Origin of the sequence: Streptomyces sp. NPDC088732, from assembly GCF_044751205.1 — a bacterium.
In the GTDB taxonomy this organism is placed as follows: Bacteria; Actinomycetota; Actinomycetes; order Streptomycetales; family Streptomycetaceae; genus Actinacidiphila.
Window position 1 is genome coordinate 1 of record NZ_JBIVLI010000001.1, and the last position, 17554, is coordinate 17554.

7 protein-coding genes are annotated in these 17554 nt (G+C 75.1%); all 7 read right to left on the reverse strand.

The genetic code is table 11. The features are described 5' to 3' along the window. Window positions 1–120 precede the first annotated feature (120 nt). The gene (locus ACIP9H_RS00005; protein ID WP_401585571.1) at window positions 121–3549 is read right to left on the reverse strand and encodes a GH92 family glycosyl hydrolase; all 3429 of its coding nucleotides are present in this window, start codon (window positions 3547–3549) and stop codon (window positions 121–123) included. Window positions 3550–3788: 239 nt separating this feature from the next. Further along, entirely contained in the window at window positions 3789–5147 is a 1359-nt protein-coding gene (locus tag ACIP9H_RS00010; RefSeq protein ID WP_401585568.1) for a hypothetical protein, read from the reverse strand. A gap of 25 nt (window positions 5148–5172) precedes the next feature. Next, the gene (locus tag ACIP9H_RS00015; RefSeq protein ID WP_401585566.1) at window positions 5173–6942 is read right to left on the reverse strand and encodes a hypothetical protein; all 1770 of its coding nucleotides are present in this window, start codon (window positions 6940–6942) and stop codon (window positions 5173–5175) included. Then, complete coding sequence (locus ACIP9H_RS00020; RefSeq protein WP_401585563.1) at window positions 6939–10484, reverse strand: DUF5682 family protein; 3546 nt, start codon at window positions 10482–10484, stop codon at window positions 6939–6941. Before ACIP9H_RS00020 ends, ACIP9H_RS00015 begins: the two co-directional genes overlap by 4 nt. A 5-nt stretch (window positions 10485–10489) precedes the next feature. Beyond that, a complete protein-coding gene (locus tag ACIP9H_RS00025) occupies window positions 10490–11677 on the reverse strand; it encodes an AAA family ATPase (RefSeq protein ID WP_401956406.1) in 1188 nt (395 codons plus the stop codon). Next, on the reverse strand, window positions 11674–16659 hold the full coding sequence (locus ACIP9H_RS00030) for a hypothetical protein (protein ID WP_401956409.1): 4986 nt from the start codon (window positions 16657–16659) through the stop codon (window positions 11674–11676). Before ACIP9H_RS00030 ends, ACIP9H_RS00025 begins: the two co-directional genes overlap by 4 nt. Beyond that, window positions 16656–17510 (reverse strand): DUF4132 domain-containing protein, encoded by an 855-nt coding sequence (locus ACIP9H_RS00035; RefSeq protein ID WP_401956412.1) that lies wholly within the window; start codon window positions 17508–17510, stop codon window positions 16656–16658. The genes ACIP9H_RS00030 and ACIP9H_RS00035 overlap by 4 nt, the downstream gene beginning before the upstream one ends. Window positions 17511–17554: the final 44 nt, after the last annotated feature.

Below are 17554 nucleotides of genomic sequence, written 5' to 3' on the forward strand. Positions count from 1 at the left end.
GGGGGTCTTTGGCCGCCCGGGCCCCGGGGGGCGGGGGGGCCTGGTTCGCGGGGTCGGGCGGGGGGGGGGCCGGGGGGGGGGGGGCGGGGCGGTCCGCGGCCCCCCCCCCCGGCCGCGGTGTCAGCTCCCGTACCCGAAGGCGAACACGTGCGCCGTGCCGTCGGCGGTCGCCGGCAGGGTGATGCTCGCGACGCGCTTGGCGGCGTCCACGGGCAGCTTCACGGCGAACACATAGGTGGCCACCTTGTCCTGCTTGCCGCTCCCGGTGTTGCGGTAGGCCGTCGTGACGGCCGTGGTGTTGCCCGGGATGGGCTTGCCCCCGCCGCCGCCCAGCGTCCAGTCGGAGAAGCCGGAGCGGATCTGCGCCGTGCTGCCGTCGGCGTAGGTGACGGTGAAGGTGCCGGTCGCGCCGGCCGACGAGGCGTTGGTCGCCGAACCCAGGAGGCCGACGGACGCCGTCCCCGCGGGCGCGGCCAGCGGGACGGTCTGCCCCGAGGCCTCGATGTTGTCGGGCTGCCCGGCGGTGGTGCTGGGCCAGGTGTAGGTGATGCCGTCGGCGGTCACCGTGCTGCCGCCCTCGATCCCGGCCGCCGCCAGCGCCTCCTTCGAGTACGCCCAGCCGCCGCCGTCGAAGCCGCCGTTGTACTGGCTGCCGTCGGGGTGGACGCCCTCGTTGGTGTAGTACGGCCACAGCGCGCCCGGTTCCGCGACGGCGACGTGCAGCACGGTGGTGCCCAGGTCGGTGCCGGACGCGGTGCTCAGCGAGAACACGATGTCGTACGTGCCCTCCGCGCCGCCGCCGGTCACCGTCACCGGGTGGGCCTCCTTCGCGCCCGCGCCCAGGGTGAGCGAGCCGGACGTGGTGTCCATGGAGACCCCGGACGGGACCTGGGCGGTCCAGCGCACGACCTCCTCCTTGGCGCCGATGTTGGCCAGGTCGAGCGTGCCGCTGCCGCTGCCGCCGGGGGCGAGCACCAGTCCCGCGCCGGACGGGCCGGAGCCCGCGAGCACGGTGCGCTGGCCGGTGGCGTCGGACGGCGGGGCCGCCGAGGGAGCCGAGGCCCAGGCGGTGTTGGGGCTGGTGCCCAGGGTGAAGTCCAGGGTCGCCCCGTCGCTCAGGTCGGAGAAGGGCAGCCAGGCGGCGTCGTGCGCGCTGCCGTCGACGCGCAGCGACTGCACGTACGGCGCGTCCGTGGCGGCCTGCGGCGCGTTGATCCGCACCGTCCTGCCGCCGCCGAGGCGGATCTGGGCCTTGGGGAAGACCGGGCTGCCCAGCACCAGGGTGTCGGTGCCCGGCGTCTGCGGGTACATCCCCAGCTCGGACCAGACGTACCAGGAGCTCATGGCGCCCAGGTCGTCGTTGCCGAACTGCCCGACGGGAGCGTTGAAGTACAGCTTCTGCTGGGCCTCGCGGACGGCGGCCTGCGTCTTCCAGGGCTTGCCGAGGTAGGAGTACTCCCAGGGGATCTCCACGCTCGGCTCGTTGCTGAGGTCGGCGTTGGTGCCGCCGGGGTGGGCGATGTCCGACAGGAGGCTGTCGAGGTAGGCGTCGTAGGCGTCCGCGCCGCCGCGGGCGGCGATCAGCGCCTTGAGGTTGAACGGGATCATCGGGGTGTACTGCGCCGAGGTGCCCTCGACGAAGCCGTTGGAGGTGCCCGGCGAGAAGCCGGTGGCGTAGGCGCCGGAGACGTTGCGGGCCTGGACGTAGCCGGTGCGCACGTTGAAGACGTTCTGCCAGTCCTGGGCGCGGGTGGCGAAGGTGCGGTGGACGCCGTCCCTGCCGAGGGACTTGGCGAGCGCGGCGATGGCGTAGTCGGCGCTGTCGTACTCGAGCTGCGTCGACACCGGGCCGTAGAAGTTGCAGCAGCCCCAGTTCGCGCCGTCGATCGGCAGATAGCCCTTGGCGTCGCGGACCGCCTGGCCCGGCCGGTCGTTGTTGGGGGTGGTGGCCTGGTGGACGAGGTCGTCCAGCGCGTCCTTGGCATCGAAGTCGCGGGCCCCGAAGGCGTACGCGCCCGCGATGATCCCGGCGGCCGGGTCGCCGACCATGACGTAGCTCTCGCCGTTGTTCTGCGCCCACTTGGGGAACAGGCCGGTCTGGTCGAAGCCGTTGACCATGGAGGTGACGACGTCGCTGGTGGCGTCGGGCGCGACCACGGCCATCAGCTGCGTCTGGGAGCGGTAGGTGTCCCAGCCGGAGTAGTTGGCGTACTGGGCGTGGCCCTTGCGCACGGTGTGGATCTCGCCGTCCATGCCGGCGTACTCGCCGTTGACGTCCGAGAAGACGTTGGGGTGCAGCAACGAGTGGTACAGCGCGGTGTAGAACTGCACCTGCTGGTCGTGGCTGCCGCCGCCGATCCTCACGCGGCCCAGCACCTTGTTCCACGCGTCGTGCCCGGCCTGCCGGACCTTCGCGAAGTTCCAGCCCGGGATCTCGGAGGTCAGGTTCTTGGCGGCGTTGGCGTCACTGGTGTACGAGATGGCGACCTTGGCCGTCACGGCCTTCCGCGTGGTGGTGTCGAAGGTCAGGTACATGCCGTTGGCGCCGGTGACGGGCGGCTTCGCGCGGGTGCCGGAGCCGGGGGCGGCACTCGGGGCGGCGGTCTCCGAGCCCTTCGCGGCCGAGGCGGCGGGGCCGTGGCCGGCGCGAGGGCCGGGGCGGCCCGGCACGGTGAAGTGCCGCTCCTTCTGCGGGCCGCGCGTCGCCGGGGACGCGAGCGACTGCTCGGGGGCGCCGAGGCGCAGGGACTTCGCCTGCGGGTTGACCGTGCCGCCGACCCAGGTGCCGCTGCTGGTGAAGGGGCGGTCGAAGGTCATACGGAAGTGCAGCGTGTAGGTGTTGTCGGCGCCGCAGAAGTGACCGCTGGACACCGCGCCCGACACCTCGTGGTCGTTGACGACCTGGGCGCGGGTGTTGTCGATCTGCGTGGCGCCGCCGCTGAGCTTGAGCAGCAGGTGCGAGTCCGTGCTGCCCGGGAAGGTGAAGGTGGCGAGGCCGGCACGGGTGGTGCTGGTCAGCTCCGTGGTGATGCCTGCGTCGTCGGTCAGCCGGTAGTAGCCCGCCTCCGACTGCTCGTTGGCGTGGCTGAAGCCGGTCGAGGTGGCGCTCAGGTCACCGGTGAGGGATCCGGCGAAGGGCAGCACGGGCACATCGCCGGCGGCGGGGCAGCCGGGGCCCGAGATGTGCGTGAGGCTGTAGCCGGAGATCTTCTTGTCGTTGTACTCGTAACCGCCGCCGGAGGGGCGGTTCGGCGTGGTGTCGGGCCCCCACTGGAGCATGCCGAACGGCACGTCGGGGCCGGGGAAGGTGTCCACGGCACCCGACGTTCCGATGATCGGATTGACCAACGAGGCCGGGTCGTCGACCCAGGGAACGTCGGCGGCGGGCGCCGCGGCCGCGGCCGCCTGCAGCGGTCCGGCCGCGAGGCTCAGGACGGCAAGCGCCGCCAGCGGGACGCGCAGGCGCCGTGCGCGCGGGAGAGGAAGAAGCTCAGGGAACTGGGGAAGATGAGGGCTGCGAGTCAACAGGTCGCGCCAGGGTCTTGCCATCACGTGCCTCCACAACCGGATCGCCTTCACGGATGACTGAACGTGCGTCGCACTACGCACGACCACGTTGTCCGGCTCCTGACAACGTTGCCAGCGGGCATGAGTGAAACGCCTCGCCTGAATACCTGTCAACACCGGGCCCGCGATGCTCACGTGAACCACACGTGCGGGCGAACGGATCGCGCCAAACGGAGTTCCGGGACCGCGCGGCCGAAATCAGCCACGCCTTATCCCGGGCATTACCCGCGAGGCGGCACAGCCTCGGTCAATGCGCCGAACTTGGCCAGCTTGGCCCGATCCTCAAGGTCCGTGCGCGGCACGATGACCTGATCGCACCGAGCATTCCGATGGGTTATCTGCACGTTGAACGTGGGATATGCGGGCCACCACTGCCCGGCATCCGCGGCATCGTGCTCCTGATGCGTGATCCACGTCGCCACCAGGTCCTGGTCACTGGTCGTCAGACGTTCCATCAGGCTCTGCCGCTCAAGAGGCCACGTCGTGCGCTGGCCGGTCGCCCCCGCGCACGAACCGGGTCGGACGGCCTCTGTGCGCCCCCCGTCCGTCGACACACGCTCAAGCGGCGCCGCGGCGAAGTCCGTCGTGATACGGAGAAGGTCGAAACGGTCGGCCGGCGCGAACGCCACCAGGGTGGCCTGTGTCGATTCACCGGGCTCGAGCACAACATTGTCCCAAGTGAGGGGCCCGGCCTGGATCAATTCCGGCGGCAATGGCGGAGCAACGGAGTTGTATCTGGCCGCGGGGCCGGGGCCGTCCACGACCGTCGAACGCCAGGCATCGTCGTCAAGGCGCCCGCGCGGTGGGGCAGAGATCTTTTCCGTCGTCACTCCCGTGATCTCGTAAAGGGACGCGATGACGTCGGCGCTCGATTTTCCCTTGTTCTCCAACGTCACGGAGGCAGTGATCTCCAGCCGCCCGTCACGGCGTCGTATCTGGTCGAACGACTGGTGGACGCTCACCACGGTGGGCTCCATCGACGGCTCATAGCGCGCCGAGTACCAGAATTGCGGAAAGGACAAGGCAGCGGCCACAAGTCCGCTGAGGGCCGCGATGACCGCTGCCGCCAACGTGGCTCCGTGCTCATTGGAGGGCCCCGCGGCCCTGCGTAGGCGGACCGACATCCGACGCGCGCGAGTCCGGGCGACGTCCATGTCATGGACCAGTACAACGCACGTCGCCGCGAAGGAGACCATGACGATCACGAGCATCGTCACCAGGTGCCACTGAGCCACCAGGTCCGACGTGATCGACGCCAGCAGCCAACCGTCCACGAGGAGCAGAACACACGCCGCGACGACGGCTGCCGCCCAGCGCAAGGCGCCATGCGGCCGAAAGCAATGGGCTATGGCAGCCGCGGCCGACAGACAGGCAACGGCCAGCGCCCCTCCTGTCGTCCGCGCGTCGAAGCCGTTCGCCGTGAAGAGATCCAGCAGGCCGACCGCGCCCAGCAGTACGGCATACGTCGTGACCACCCATCGCGCCCACCGGGACACCGTTTCGGGTATCCGGGCACGAGTGCCCCCGTCGGTCGTGGTCACCGCCCCGGCCGTCGTCCCACCCTCGGATTCCGCCGTCATGCGCGTTCCCCCTCCCCCGTGCCCCCTACGTGCCCACGTCCGCTTCTGGCGCAAACGTTGCTGCGGGGCCGTCGGCACCCCACGCCGCGGCGCACAGGGCGCAGTCGACTTCCGCTGTGTAGGTGGCGGCGGCGAGCCAGGCGTCGGCGAAGTGGGTGGGGTCGGTGGGGAGGAGGCGGCCGAAGGCGTCGCGGTCGCGGGTGGCCGCGCGGGCGTGGAGGCGGGTGAGCAGGTCTGCTCCGGTGGCCAGGCCCGCACGGCGCAGGCGGTGGGCGTCGGCGGGGACCGTGGAGGGGAGGGCGAGAACGCGGCGGCCGCCGGACACGGCCTGGTGGACACGGCGGTGCAGCAGGTGCAGGGGCGCGTCGTCGAGGGCCGCGGCGGAGACCGGGGCCGGGGCGGTGGACAACGGGGGGAGGTCGGCCCGTTGGAGGCGGTCGAGTCCGGCGTCGAGCCGGGCCTCGGGGTCCGAGGGGTGGCTCAGGGCGAGGAGCCGGGCGCGGGCGTGCGGCGCCGGGTCGAGGCGGGCGACGACGCGCAGGCGCAGGCCGGGGGCGTCCGCGAGGAGCCGCAGGTTGTCCCGGTACGGGAGGGCCGGGTGGTCGTGGGCGGCGGTCAGACGGAGCGTCAGGCCGGCGCAGTCGGCGAGCAGGCAGTCCCCGCCGGTCTCGCGCACGGTGCCGGTGAGGGTGACGTCGAGGAAGAGCAGGCCGTCGCCCGTCGCCAGGGCGCGGGCGGCCTGCTCGGCCGGGGGCACGGCCCACAGGCGCGCCAACGGCTCAGCGGTCCAGGCCGCGCCGGAGGCCCGTACCGCCCGGACACCCGCGCCCGCGCCGAGCCGGCCGGTGGGCGAGACGGTGGCACCGGAGACGGCGAGTCCGGCGCGGGACAGCTCGCGGTGGGTCAGCGCGGTGTCGCCGATGCGGACGCTGCGGTCGGCGGCGCCGGTGGCCCTTCCGGGGCCGCCCGGGAGGACGTCGGAGACGGTGTACAGGCGGCCCTCCGCGTCGGCGGTCCATGTGACGGCGCCCGCGTGACCGCTCGCGGTGAGCACGGGTTCGGAGAACAGGCCGTAGAGCCGCAGCGAGCCGTCCGGGGTGTAGGGCTGGCGTGCGGTGCCGCGCACGGCGGCCAGTTCGGGGCCCGTCGCGTGCGGCACGCGGTGCGCCGGGCCGAGCAGTTCGCGCAGCGCCTCGACGAGTTCGGCCAGGCGGTGGGCCGGGTCGCCGGAGCGGGCGGCGCGCAGCCTCGTGACGACCGAGACGGCGGCCGCGGCGATCCTGGGCAGTCCGGCGATGCGGGCGGTGTGCGCCGCCCGCAGCAGTTCCGCCTGGGGCACGGCGCCGGCGCCGTCGATGCCCGCCTCCAGGACGGCGGCGGCCGCGCCGCGCACAGCAACGGCGGCGGCGCACTGCTCCGGGGTGGCGGTGTCCGGTGCCTCCGGCGGCCCGGCGTCCCCGGCCGCCGCGGCGCCTTCCGGCCGCGTGTCGCCGGCACCGGGTTCGGCGACCGGCGCGGCCGAGGCCGCGGCGGCGCGGTGGACGCAGTCCGGGGCGAGCAGGCATCCGCAGCGGATCGCCTCGGCGCTCGTCACCGTGCCGCCGGGGGCGTGCAGTTCGAGGTCGGTGTCGTCGTCGATCGCGATACGCAGTGTGTCGCCGTCGCCGTCGCGGACGACCGGGCGGTCGGCCAGCTTGGCCGCGCCCGCGTCGAGACGTTTGCGCAGCCGGGGCGACAGGGCCGCGACGAGTTCGGCGGTGACGGCGGGCGCGACCGGGGGCAGGTTCGGGTTCATGCGATCTTCTCCCCCACCCAGCGGGCGAGTTCGAGGGGGCTGAGGGCGGCCACGGGCATGCCCGCGGCGACGAGCTGTCCGGCCACGCCGGTGGAGTAGCGGGGGCGTCCCGCGTCGTCGAGGCTGGCGCAGCCCAGGACGTGGCACCCGGCGCCGACGAGGGCGCGGACCTCGGCGAGGAGCCCACCCACCGGGTAGCCCTCCTCGAAGTCGCTGACGACCACGACGAGCGTGCGCGACGGGACGGTCACCAGCTCGCGCGCGTGGCGCAGGCCGGCCGCGATGTGGGTGCCGCCGCCGACGCTGACCTCCAGGAGCAGCGACAGCGGGTCGGTGACGTGGTCGGTGAGGTCGATGACCTCGGTGGAGAACGCCAGGAAGTGCGTCGACAGGGTCCGCACCCCGGCCAGCACGGACGCCGTCAGCGCCGCCCAGATCGTGGACGCCTCCATCGAGCCGGACACGTCGGTGACGAGGATCAGCCGCCAGTCGGCGGCGCGTTGCGCCCGCGTGCGGAACACCGGGCGTTCGGGGACGACCTGGACGGTGCCGTCGGGCGTGCGGCGGGCGGTGGCGAGGTTCGCCCGCAGCGTGCGCGGCAGGTCGAGGCCGCCGCCGGGACGCCGGCTGGGGCGCGGGACGACGCTGCCGTGCAGCGCGGGGCGCAGGCGGGTGGCGAGCTGTCGCGTCAGGGCCTCGACGAGGCGGCGGACCAGGGGCCGGAGGGCCGCCAGCCGTGCCTCGGGCAGGCCTCCGGCGTGCGCGAGCACCGTGCGCAGCAGGTCCACCGAGGGGCGGACGCTGTCCGGGTCGAGTTCCGTGAGGGCGTCGTCGCGGCCCGAGGCGGCCGCCGCGGCGAGGACTTCCTCGCGGATGCCGGGCCCGAACAGCGCGGCCAGTTCCTCCGACCACTCGCGCACCCCGGGGTACGCCGCCTCGCGGCCCCCGCCGCTGCCGCCCGCCATGTCGCCGCGGCTGCCCTCGCCGCGGCCGCGGCCGTACAGCTCGTCGAGCGCGGCGGCCAAGGCCGAGGCACGACGCGGCAGTTGCTCCGTCCGGCGGCCGAGCACGAGCCGCCAGCGGTCCGCGGCGCCAAGGGTGCGGCCGGGCGGGCCGTCCGCCGCGCGGGGCGGGAACGCGGGTTCGCCCGGTACCGCGTCGTCCGTCTCCTCCGGCGCCGGGGTGTGGTCCGGGAGCAGCAGGCCGAGGCGGTGGAGTGCGGTGCGGGCGGTGAGGTCGGCGCGGGTCCACGCCGCGAGGGCCAGGGGGTCGGCTCCCGCGGTGTCGGCGATGCCGCTGACGTCGAGACGTTCCTCGACCGTTGTGAGGAGCCGGTCCCGCGCGGCGGGGCTCAGGGTGTCGAAGCCGCCGCGGAGCGCGGGGAGCCGGTCGAGGAAGGCGCGGTCGGAGAGGCCGGCGACCCGGTCGAGCAGGGGTTCCAGCGCCGGGGCGGCGGCTTCGAGGAGCGGGCCGGCCGCGGTGAGCAGGCCGGTGAGGCGGGCGCCGAGGGCGGCGCGCGAGGGCGGGTCGGTCGCGGCGTCGACCCAGGAGGCGACGCGGGCGCCGAGGTCCTGCGCGGGCTCGTGGCCCAGCAGGACGCGGACGGCACCGGCGGCGCCGCGCATCAGCGGCGAGCCGTCGGCCGCGAGGCGGGTGAGGGCGTCGGCGAGCCGGATGCCGCCGAACCGGTCGGCGCGGTGGGCGAGTTCGAGCAGCGCGTGGGCGTCGGCGGGTTCCTCGGAGCCGGTGAGCCCGTCGACCTGGCGCACGGCGGCAGACGTCAGCAGGCCGGCGACGGCCTCCGCGCGGGCCGTGCGGTCGTCGTCGGCGCCGAGGCCGGCGATGTGCCCGCTCCGTACGCGGTCCAGCAGCGCCAGGCCGCCGAGGAGTTCGGGCAGGGAGCCGCTGCCGGGCAGCACGTCCGCCGCCTCGGCGAGGCGTTCGTCGGTGAGCGCGGGCAGCCCGCACTCGGCGGCCTCGGCGAGCCCGCGCAGCGTCTGGGCCGCGGTGGGACCGCCGTCGTCCGTCTCCGACCTGCGGCGTTCACGGAGCACGCCCTCGGCGGCCTGGGCGGCGGTGACCCCGCGGGTGCCCGCGGCCGTGAGCATCGCGGCGGTCGCGGGTGTCCAGCGCACCTCCCAGCGGGTGGTGAGGGCGTCGGCCCCGCCGGCGCCGGTGACGTCCTTCGGCTCGGCGTACGGCACACCGCACACCGCCAGGCGCCGCAGGAGCAGTTCGCGGCGGCGGTCGAGGTCGGAGCGCAGCGGGTCGAGCCGCAGGTCCCGCGCGTCGGTCGCGGCCGTTCCCGGCTCCGGTCCGGGCAGTCCGAGCGCGGCGGCCTCGGCCTCCACCGCGGGGCCGAGGCCGCTGCGCGGGGCCCTGGGGGCGGGCCGCCCACTCCGGGTCCCAACGAGGACGTTTTCCATGGCCCGCGCGACCGCCCGGCCCCGCCCGTACGGCTCGCCCTGGGCGAGCACGGTCTGCACGGCCTCGACGAGTTCTCCCCGCCCTGCGGCCGGCAGTCCGCGCAGCCGGGCGAGGTCGCCCGCGAGCCGGCCGATCTCCCGGGCGTCGGCCGGGCCCGACGGATGGCCCAGGGCGCGCAGTTCGGCGCAGATCCGTACGGCGGTGCGGATCAGCGCGGCCTCGAGGGCGTCGGGGTCGCCCGCCGCGTCGAGGACGAGGTGCTGCCACTCCGGGTCGCGGATACCCGCGGGGTAGCCGGACCGCTCGTCCAGCAGCGCATAGGTGTACGGGATGAGGGAGGTCGTCCAGGCGCGGGCGTCCTCGCGCGCCGCGGTCCCGGTGTCCTCGCCCGCCGCGGACACGTCTTCGGGTGCCGCCCCCGGCAGCAGCGCCGGGGCGTGGAAGGCGCCGACGACCACGGCCGCGCGGGCCCCGCCGGCCATGGCCTCGGCGAGCCGGGACCGCATCCACGCCTCGCGCCGCAAGTCGAGTGCGGGGACGCCGCCGGAGGCGGCCGCGTCCTCGCGCAGGGCCCAGCCCGTCAGCAGCGCGGCCCGCCGCAGGGCCTCGGGCGGCGACCCGGGGGCGGTGGCCTCGACGAGGCGGTCCCACAGGTCGTCCCCGGGGCGCCCGGTGACGCGGTCGCGCAGGGCCGCGTGGAGACCCGGCCCCCGCTCCCCTGCCGTCGCTCCCGGTGCCCCCCGGCCCGCCGCCCACGCGCGGTCCGCGAGCGGCAGGTCGCAGGCGAGGGCCGGGACGCCGTGCCGGGACGCCCAGCGCACGGCGGCCAGTTCGGGCGAGAAGTCGGCGAACGGGTAGAAGGCGGGGCCGCCGCCCGCCGCGTCGCCGGGGGCGGCGGCAAGGGCGACGGGTGCCCGGGTCTCCTCGTGGGCGAGCCACGGCAGCCATTCCTGCATCTCACCGGGGAGTTCGACGAGCACGACGTCCGGCTCGGCCGCGTCCAGCAGGGCGGGCAGGGCGGCGGCGAGCGACGGCGCGTGGTGGCGCACGCCGATGAGGTACGGCGCCGCCGCGTCCGTGAACGCCGCGAGAGCCGCGTCGGGGGTGCGGGACACGGTCGTCAGCCCTCCAGCACGGTGCGCAGTTCCCAGAGGGTGCGCCAGGTCGGGGAGCCCTGCTCGGCACGGCGCCGGACCGGCCCGTCCCAGTAGCCGAGCAGCCGTGCCGCGTCGGCCGGGTCGTCCTTGCGCACGACGCCGAGCAGATGCCCGGGCAGCAGGCCGAGCACGTCGCGGTCGCCGGGGAAGTACGCGGCCGCGAGGGCCAGCGCGCCCGCCACCGAGACGGCCTCGGCGGTGCTCATGACCGTGGAGGGGCGCTCGACCTCCCAGCCCTCCGCCGAACGCCCTTCCCTCAGGTCGCGGAAGGCGGTGACGAGGGCTTCCAGGACGGCGTCGTCCACCTGGTAGGGCGCCCCCGCGCGTTCCACGGCGGCACGGGACTGGCTGCGCACGAGCGCGGTCTCGGCGTCGAGGTCGCCGATGGGGCCGACGGTCTCGAAGTTGAAGCGGCGCTTGAGGGCGGCGGACATCTCCGAGACGCCCTTGTCGCGGAGGTTGGCGGTGGCGATGAGGGTGAAGCCGGGTGCGGCGTGCGCCAAGGCATCCTCGCCGCCGGCGAGTTCGGGGATGGCGATGCGCCGCTCGGACAGCAGGGAGACCAGGGAGTCCTGCACCTCGGGCAGGCAGCGCGTGACCTCCTCGACGCGGGCGACGGCGCCGCGCGACATGGCGGTGAGGACCGGCGAGGGCACGAGCGCCTGCCGGCTGGGTCCCTGGGCGAGCAGCAGGGCGTAGTTCCAGCCGTACTTGAGCTGGTCCTCCGTCGTGCCCGCGGTGCCCTGGACGACCAGCCCGCTGGTGCCGCAGACGGCGGCGGACAGCAGCTCGGAGAGCATGGACTTGGCGGTGCCGGGCTCGCCGACGAGCAGCAGGCCCCGTTCCCCGGCGAGTGTCACGACGCAGCGTTCGACCAGGGCGCGGTCGCCGACGAACTTCCCCTCGACGACGAGGCGGCGCGGGACGTCCTCGGGGGCGCCGGTGTCCTCCGGCAGCTTCAGCGGCTGTCCGTTGCTGCCCATGACGAAGGTGACGACGGCGCGCGGGGTGAGCCGCCAGGCCGGCGGCCGGGGTCCGGTGTCGTGGGCGGCGAGGAAGGCCAGCTCGGTGGCGTACCGGTCCTCGGGCGGGGTGATCTGCCGCCGGGCGGCTGCGGGTGCGGCGGCGGCGAGGGGTGCGGTGGTGGTCATCGGCGGCGGCCCTTCCGGGTGGCGCGGGTGGTGAGTTCTTCGAAGGCGGGGGCGTCGCCGTCGCGGACACGCTCCCAGGCGGCGGTGAACAGTTCGGGCACCGGGACCAGGGGCACGGTGCGGACGTGGTCGCGGACGGGGTAGAGGCGTTCCTTCCAGGTCTCCACCGGCAGGGCGGGTGCCTTGAGGTCGCGCCAGCCGCACGGCAGGAAGAGGGTGCGCCCGGCGCGCGGGCGGCGGGCCTCGACGACCAGGCCGCTCGCGGCGAGTTCCGTGCGGGCCTTCTTCGTACGGGCGGGCTTCCAGCCGGTCCAGCGGGCGCAGTTGCGGTCCGTGGGGTCGGGCAGGGCGAGCAGTTGCAGGTAGAGCACGGCGGCGTCCTCACCGAGGCCGTGGGCGGCGGCGACCTCGGCGACGAGGTCCGGCACGGTGAGGGTGGGGTCCTGGGCGTGGCCGGCCGGGGCGTCCGGGCCGGCGCCCGCGGCGAGCGCGCGCTCCAGTCCGTCCCCGAGCGCGGCACGCAGGCCGCTCAGGCCGCCGTGCCGCGGTCCGACGAGGCCCTCGACGAGGCCGAAGACGGAGTCGTCGGGGCCCGTCAGCCCGGCCGGGCGGAGGAGCACGGTCTCGGTGTCGCCGTACCAGGGGCGCAGCACCAGGGCCTCGCCGACGCGGGTCAGGCCGTGGGCGTCGGCACCGCCGGTGGCGGGCAGCCCGTACGCCTTGCGGAGCGGCACGGCGGTGGGGCCGCCCTTGTCCGTCCACTCGATGTCGGCGTCGATGAGAAGTCCGGGGTCGGCGAGCCGGCGGCGCAGCGCGGCCAGGCCCCCGGGGAGGGCGGCGCGCAGCGGATGCCCGTACGGCAGGCCGTAGGCGAGCCCCGCCAGTGCGGCGACGGAGTGCGCGATGTCGTGCCGCCGGGGCAGCGCGGAGGGGTCCTCGGGAACGAGGTCGCCGTCCTTGCCGGGCCGTTGCACGGTGGTCCGGCTGAGCCACGGGGTCCGCGCGGGGTTGAGGACCGCCTCGGCCGCCGGGGCGGGAACGCCGGTGAGTTCGCCGGCCACCTCCTCCGGCAGGCGGACGACGTCGCCGAGCCGTTCCGCCCAGACGCGGCCGGCCGCCGCGATGTCGGGCCCGGTGGTCCACAGTGCGGCCGGGTCCTCCGGCAGCAGGGCGCCGGTCAGGGCCGCCCGGTCGTCCCGGTCGAGGGAGGACAGCAGCGCCTCGGCGAAGTCCTTCTGACGCGGTTTCAGGCCGATGGCCGCGAGCGCCGCGCCGTCCGGGTCGTTGGGCAGTCCGGCGAGCAGCACCGCCGCCTGCGCGGCGCCGAGGCCGCCGCCGGTCGCCGCGACGAGCGCCTCCGGCCCGTCCTCGCGCCAGGGCGCCGCGCCCTTGTCCCGCAGGAGCCGGGTGAGTTCGTCCAGCCGCCCGGCGGGCAGGTCCGGGGCTCGGCCGGTCTCCTCCTCCAGGGTGAAGTGGGCGACGGCGCCGAACGCTCCGGACGGGTCGTGGTCCAGGGCGACCCAACGGACGTGCTTGCGCTGGCCGTCGACGTTCTTGCAGGCCAGAATCACCACGGTGCGGTCGCCGCGGCGCAGGACCTGTCCCGCTCGCTGCTGCTTGTCGTGCTTCTCGCCGAGGACGACCTCGCGGAGCCCGCCGCCGGGCGCCGCCAGCAGTCCCTCGCCGATCGCGTCGAACAGCAGGCACAGCGCCTCGCGCTCCGTCGCGGGGACGGCGGGGGACGCCGCGCGGAGGGCCAGCGGGCGCAGCCCGCCGAGGACGGCCGGCCACGCCAGGCCCATGGCGGGGACGATGTACTCGTCGCTGGCCCAGCCGCCGCCGGGCGTGCCGATCCTGTCCCGGCCGGGCAGCGGTTTGCCCTCGGCCGGCTTGCCTGACAGGACGTGGTTGACGGAGCGGATCTGCCGGAGCGTGCTCCACTGCACGTCGCCGGACCACCACGAGTAGGCCTGGTCGGCGATGCCCGCCAGGGCGCCGCGCAGGGTCTGGTCGTCGCCGTGCTCGGGGCTGTGGTCGGCGAACATGCCCTCCGTGCGGTTGCGGGACCGCGGCGTCGGCTGCTCCTGCGGGGTGACGAAGCCGACCACCCCCTCCAGGTGGCGCACGACGTTCTGCACGAGCGCGGTCACGCCGGTGAGGAGCGGGCCGTCGGCGAGGGCCGGAAGGGCCTGTGCCACGGCGGCGCGTGCCACGGCGGTCGCGGAGGGGCCGGTGTACTCCTTGGTGCGGGCCGCCTCCGCGCGCCGTTCGGCCAGCGCGCTCGCGGTGGCCGTCAGCACCTCGGCGGCCTGCGCGTCGGTGAAGGCGCGCAGCGCGTGCGAGCCCTTCTCGTCGCGCGGGCGCAGGGCGTGCCAGAAGGGGAGCGGCGGAACAAGGCGCGTGCCGGCGGCGAACTCGGCACCACTGCCGCAGACCGAGAGGTCGGCGAGTTCGTCCGTGCCGGTCGTGTCGCCGGCCGCGTGGAGCGACACCGTCTGGTGGGTGAGCGCCACGATCGGCTCGGCTCCGCCGGGAAGCCGCAACGCGCCGAGCGGGATCGTCCGGGACCAGCTGTTCCTCTTCCGCACGGGGAAACCGACGGTGCGTCCGTCGGGCGTGCCGGCGGTGCAGCGTGCCTCCGGACCGGTGCCCTCGACCCGGACCCATCGGCCGAGGACAGTTCCGTCGGTGCCGAACGGCGTGTCCTCCAGGCCGGGTTGCAGCGGCAGCACCTCGCAGTCCTCCTGCCGCAGCCGGGAGTCCTCGCGGATGCCGGAGCGGAGGAAGGCGGGCAGCGAGGCACGGCCGTGGGTGCCGGTGGCCGGGTCGTACTCCACCCAGACCTGCTCGCGGCCCTGCTTGCCCTGGCGCCAGAAGGAGGTGCCGTCGCCGAGGACGGGCCGGCCGGGCGGCACCACCGTGTCACCGGCGTGCAGGGTCCGGCCGCCGGTGGCGCGGCCGCCGCCGGGGAGGGGGATCGAGGGTGCGCCGACGCTCGTGTCCCACCACGTCGGAACGGTGTCCCCGCCGAGGGTGAGGACGTCGGCCGGCCGGGCGGACCAGTAGCCGCGCTGCTGGTCGCCCTCCCGCCAGATGACGAGGAGTTCGCCGTCGGTGTAGCGGAAGGACGGCTTCTGCCAGCGGTCGAGCCGGATCGGGATCCTCAGGTCGTGTTCGAGGAGGATCTTCTCGGGTCCGACCACCACGACCTTGTGCTTGCGGGCGAGCACGAGGGCGGGCCAGGCCTCGGTGATCGAGAGGGAGTGCTCCCCGGGGGACTTGCCGGCGGCGGCGTCGAGGAGTGCCATGGCCTCCTCCAGGGCCGGCCAGCCCAGTTCGTCGAGGACGCCCTCGCGCAGGGTGCGACCGAGCAGCGGCGCGATGTCGTGACCGGCGACCCGGGCGACGGCACCGGGGTGGACGCGCTCGGCGACGGACCGGAAGGGCCGCATGCGGGTGAGGGCCGTCCGGGAGGCGGGCAGGCCGCGGGCGCGGGTGAACTGTTCCGCCGCCTCGTCCAGCCAGTCGTGCAGGACGGTGCTGAGCACGGGGTGCGCGGCCAGGGCCTCCAGCACCGCTGTCTGCGTGCGGTTGTCGCCGAGTTGGCCGATCCCGTGGTGCAGCAGGAGCCGCAGGCGCGTGTCGGCGCCGGTGGCCACGAGGTCGCGGCGTCCGGTTCCGCGGTCGAGCAGCCACGGGCCGAGCGGCAGGTGGACCTCGGCCGGGTTGTCGGGGACGGTCAGCGGGACGCCCTCCGCCGCGCACAGGTCCAGCAGGTCGAGTTCGGCGCCGGCGCGCCAGCGGGCCGCGAAGAGGTCGACGGGACGTGCGTCGGCGCGCAGCCTGGGTGCCATGCGGGCGACGAGGGCGAGGGTGGACGCGGAGCGTTCGGAGCTGGGCGAGCCGTGCTTGCGGTGCGTGGCCCAGCGGGTCAGCCAGTCCGCCGCGTCGACGTCCGCGGCGGCGTCACCCGCCTCCCCGGTCAGCAGGGTGTCGGCGCCGGTCTCGGCGAGCAGCGCGAGCCAGAACTCGTCGTGCTCGGGGCCGCGGCCGAGTCCGGTCGGCATGATCTCCAGCAGCCGTGCCCGTACGGACGGCTGCCGTTCGGCGAGCACGACGAGGGTGGGCCGGTAGGCGGTCCAGAAGGAGCCGGGCGCGCGGACGACGGCGGGCGAGGCCAGCAGGTCGGCGACGAGGGCGCACTCCTCGGTGACCCGGTTGAGCCCGGCGGCCTTGAGCAGTCCGCGGGCGTCCTGCGGCAGCGAGGCGTACGGCGGCATCCCGGCCGCGCAGCGCTCCACGGTGAGCTGGCGGAACTGCCGCCAGGCCTCGGACGGGTCGAGGCGCCGGGCGAGGTCCTTGACGTGCTCCTTGAGCGCCTTGACGGTGAGGGCGCCAGCGAAGGCGAACTCCAGGAACACGGAGCGCTGGCGGTCCTCGTCGACGGCGAGGCCGTGGACGCGCTCGGCCGCACGGGCCTTGCCGAAGAAGGCGGCGGCATACGTGGTGTTCTCGTGCTGGAGGAAGACCCGCGCGGCCTGCTCGTAGAAGGTGGGCAGGAAGTGCGGCACGGCGCGGCCGAGGCGTTCGGCCAGGGCCTCGAAGCCGTCCTTGGCGGCGCCGGCACGGGACTTGGCCGTCCCGGCGAGCCTTTCGATGTCCTTGACCAGGGCCAGCGCGTGGTGGCCGTTGGCCGGGTCGTTGACCAGGGCCCAGGCGGGGAAGCCGAGCGTCTCGCGGCGCACCTGGCCGACCTCCGGCGTCTCCGGTTCGCGGGTCAGGCCGAGGAAGTCCAGCGCCAGGTCCTCCGCCTCGCCGAGGGTGCCCGGGACGAGGCGGACGACGACGCGTCCTTCGAGCACGGGGTGCGTGTAGCCGCGCACGGTGAGGGTGTCGGCGTCCTCGCCCGCGGTGGTGCCGAGGGGCAGGATCGCGCCGGCGTCCAGCAGGGCGGTGGCGGTGTTCCGGTCGTCGGTGGTCATGCCGCCTGCTCCTCGTCCTCGATGTCGCGGCCCGCATACAACGCGGCCGCCATGCGCATGCCTTCCGACCAGGCGACGGGGCCGACCTGACCGAGCCTCAGGGCGCGTCCCGCACCGTCGGTCCAGGACAGGGGGCCGGTCTCGGTCTCGCTCCAGCCGTCGTAGTCGCCGATCCAGATCCGGGCCTCGACGGACCGGCCGTCCTCGAGGACGGGGCAGACCGCGTGCCCTCCGCGTACGCGGTAGCCGAGCGAGGTGGCACGGCCGTGCAGGAAGCGCAGCTCCTTGAACGTGCCGCCCGCGTAGTCCTGGACGGCGGTGCCTTCGTGGTCCAGGTCCGCGGGGCGGTGCCAGACCTCGCGGAAGAGCTGCTGCGCCCGCTGCTCCACGCCCAGTTCGACCGCGAACTCGCGCAGGTCCTCCAGGTCGTCCAGCAGGACGGGGTGCGGGATGCGGACGAGCTCGGGGGCGATACGCACCGTGTCCCCGTCCAGGTCGACCAGGCCGAGCCCGCGCTCCTGCCCGGCGTCCCGCAGGAAGCCGGCGACCTCCCCGTCGGCGCCGGTCACGACGACGTCCCGCAGGGCCGCCTGCCACGCCGGGTCCGGCCACACGGCCGCGACGACCGCGATCGGCACGGGCAGCGAGCGCACCATCCACCGCTCCACGTCGGCCAGGCACTGCCGTTCGTGCCGCTCCAGCCACTCGGTGAGCTGACGCAGCCCCACCACCACCGGGTCGTCGGCCAGTTTGCCCGGCACGGACTTCAGCCGGCGGCCCGCCGCGTTGCGGCACACGACCTTTCCGTCGTCGAGGGAGACCTCGTAGTCGCCCGCCGTCACCCACCCCATCGTGTGCCTCCCTGCACCGGGTTGATCAAGTGACCGGAACTGTA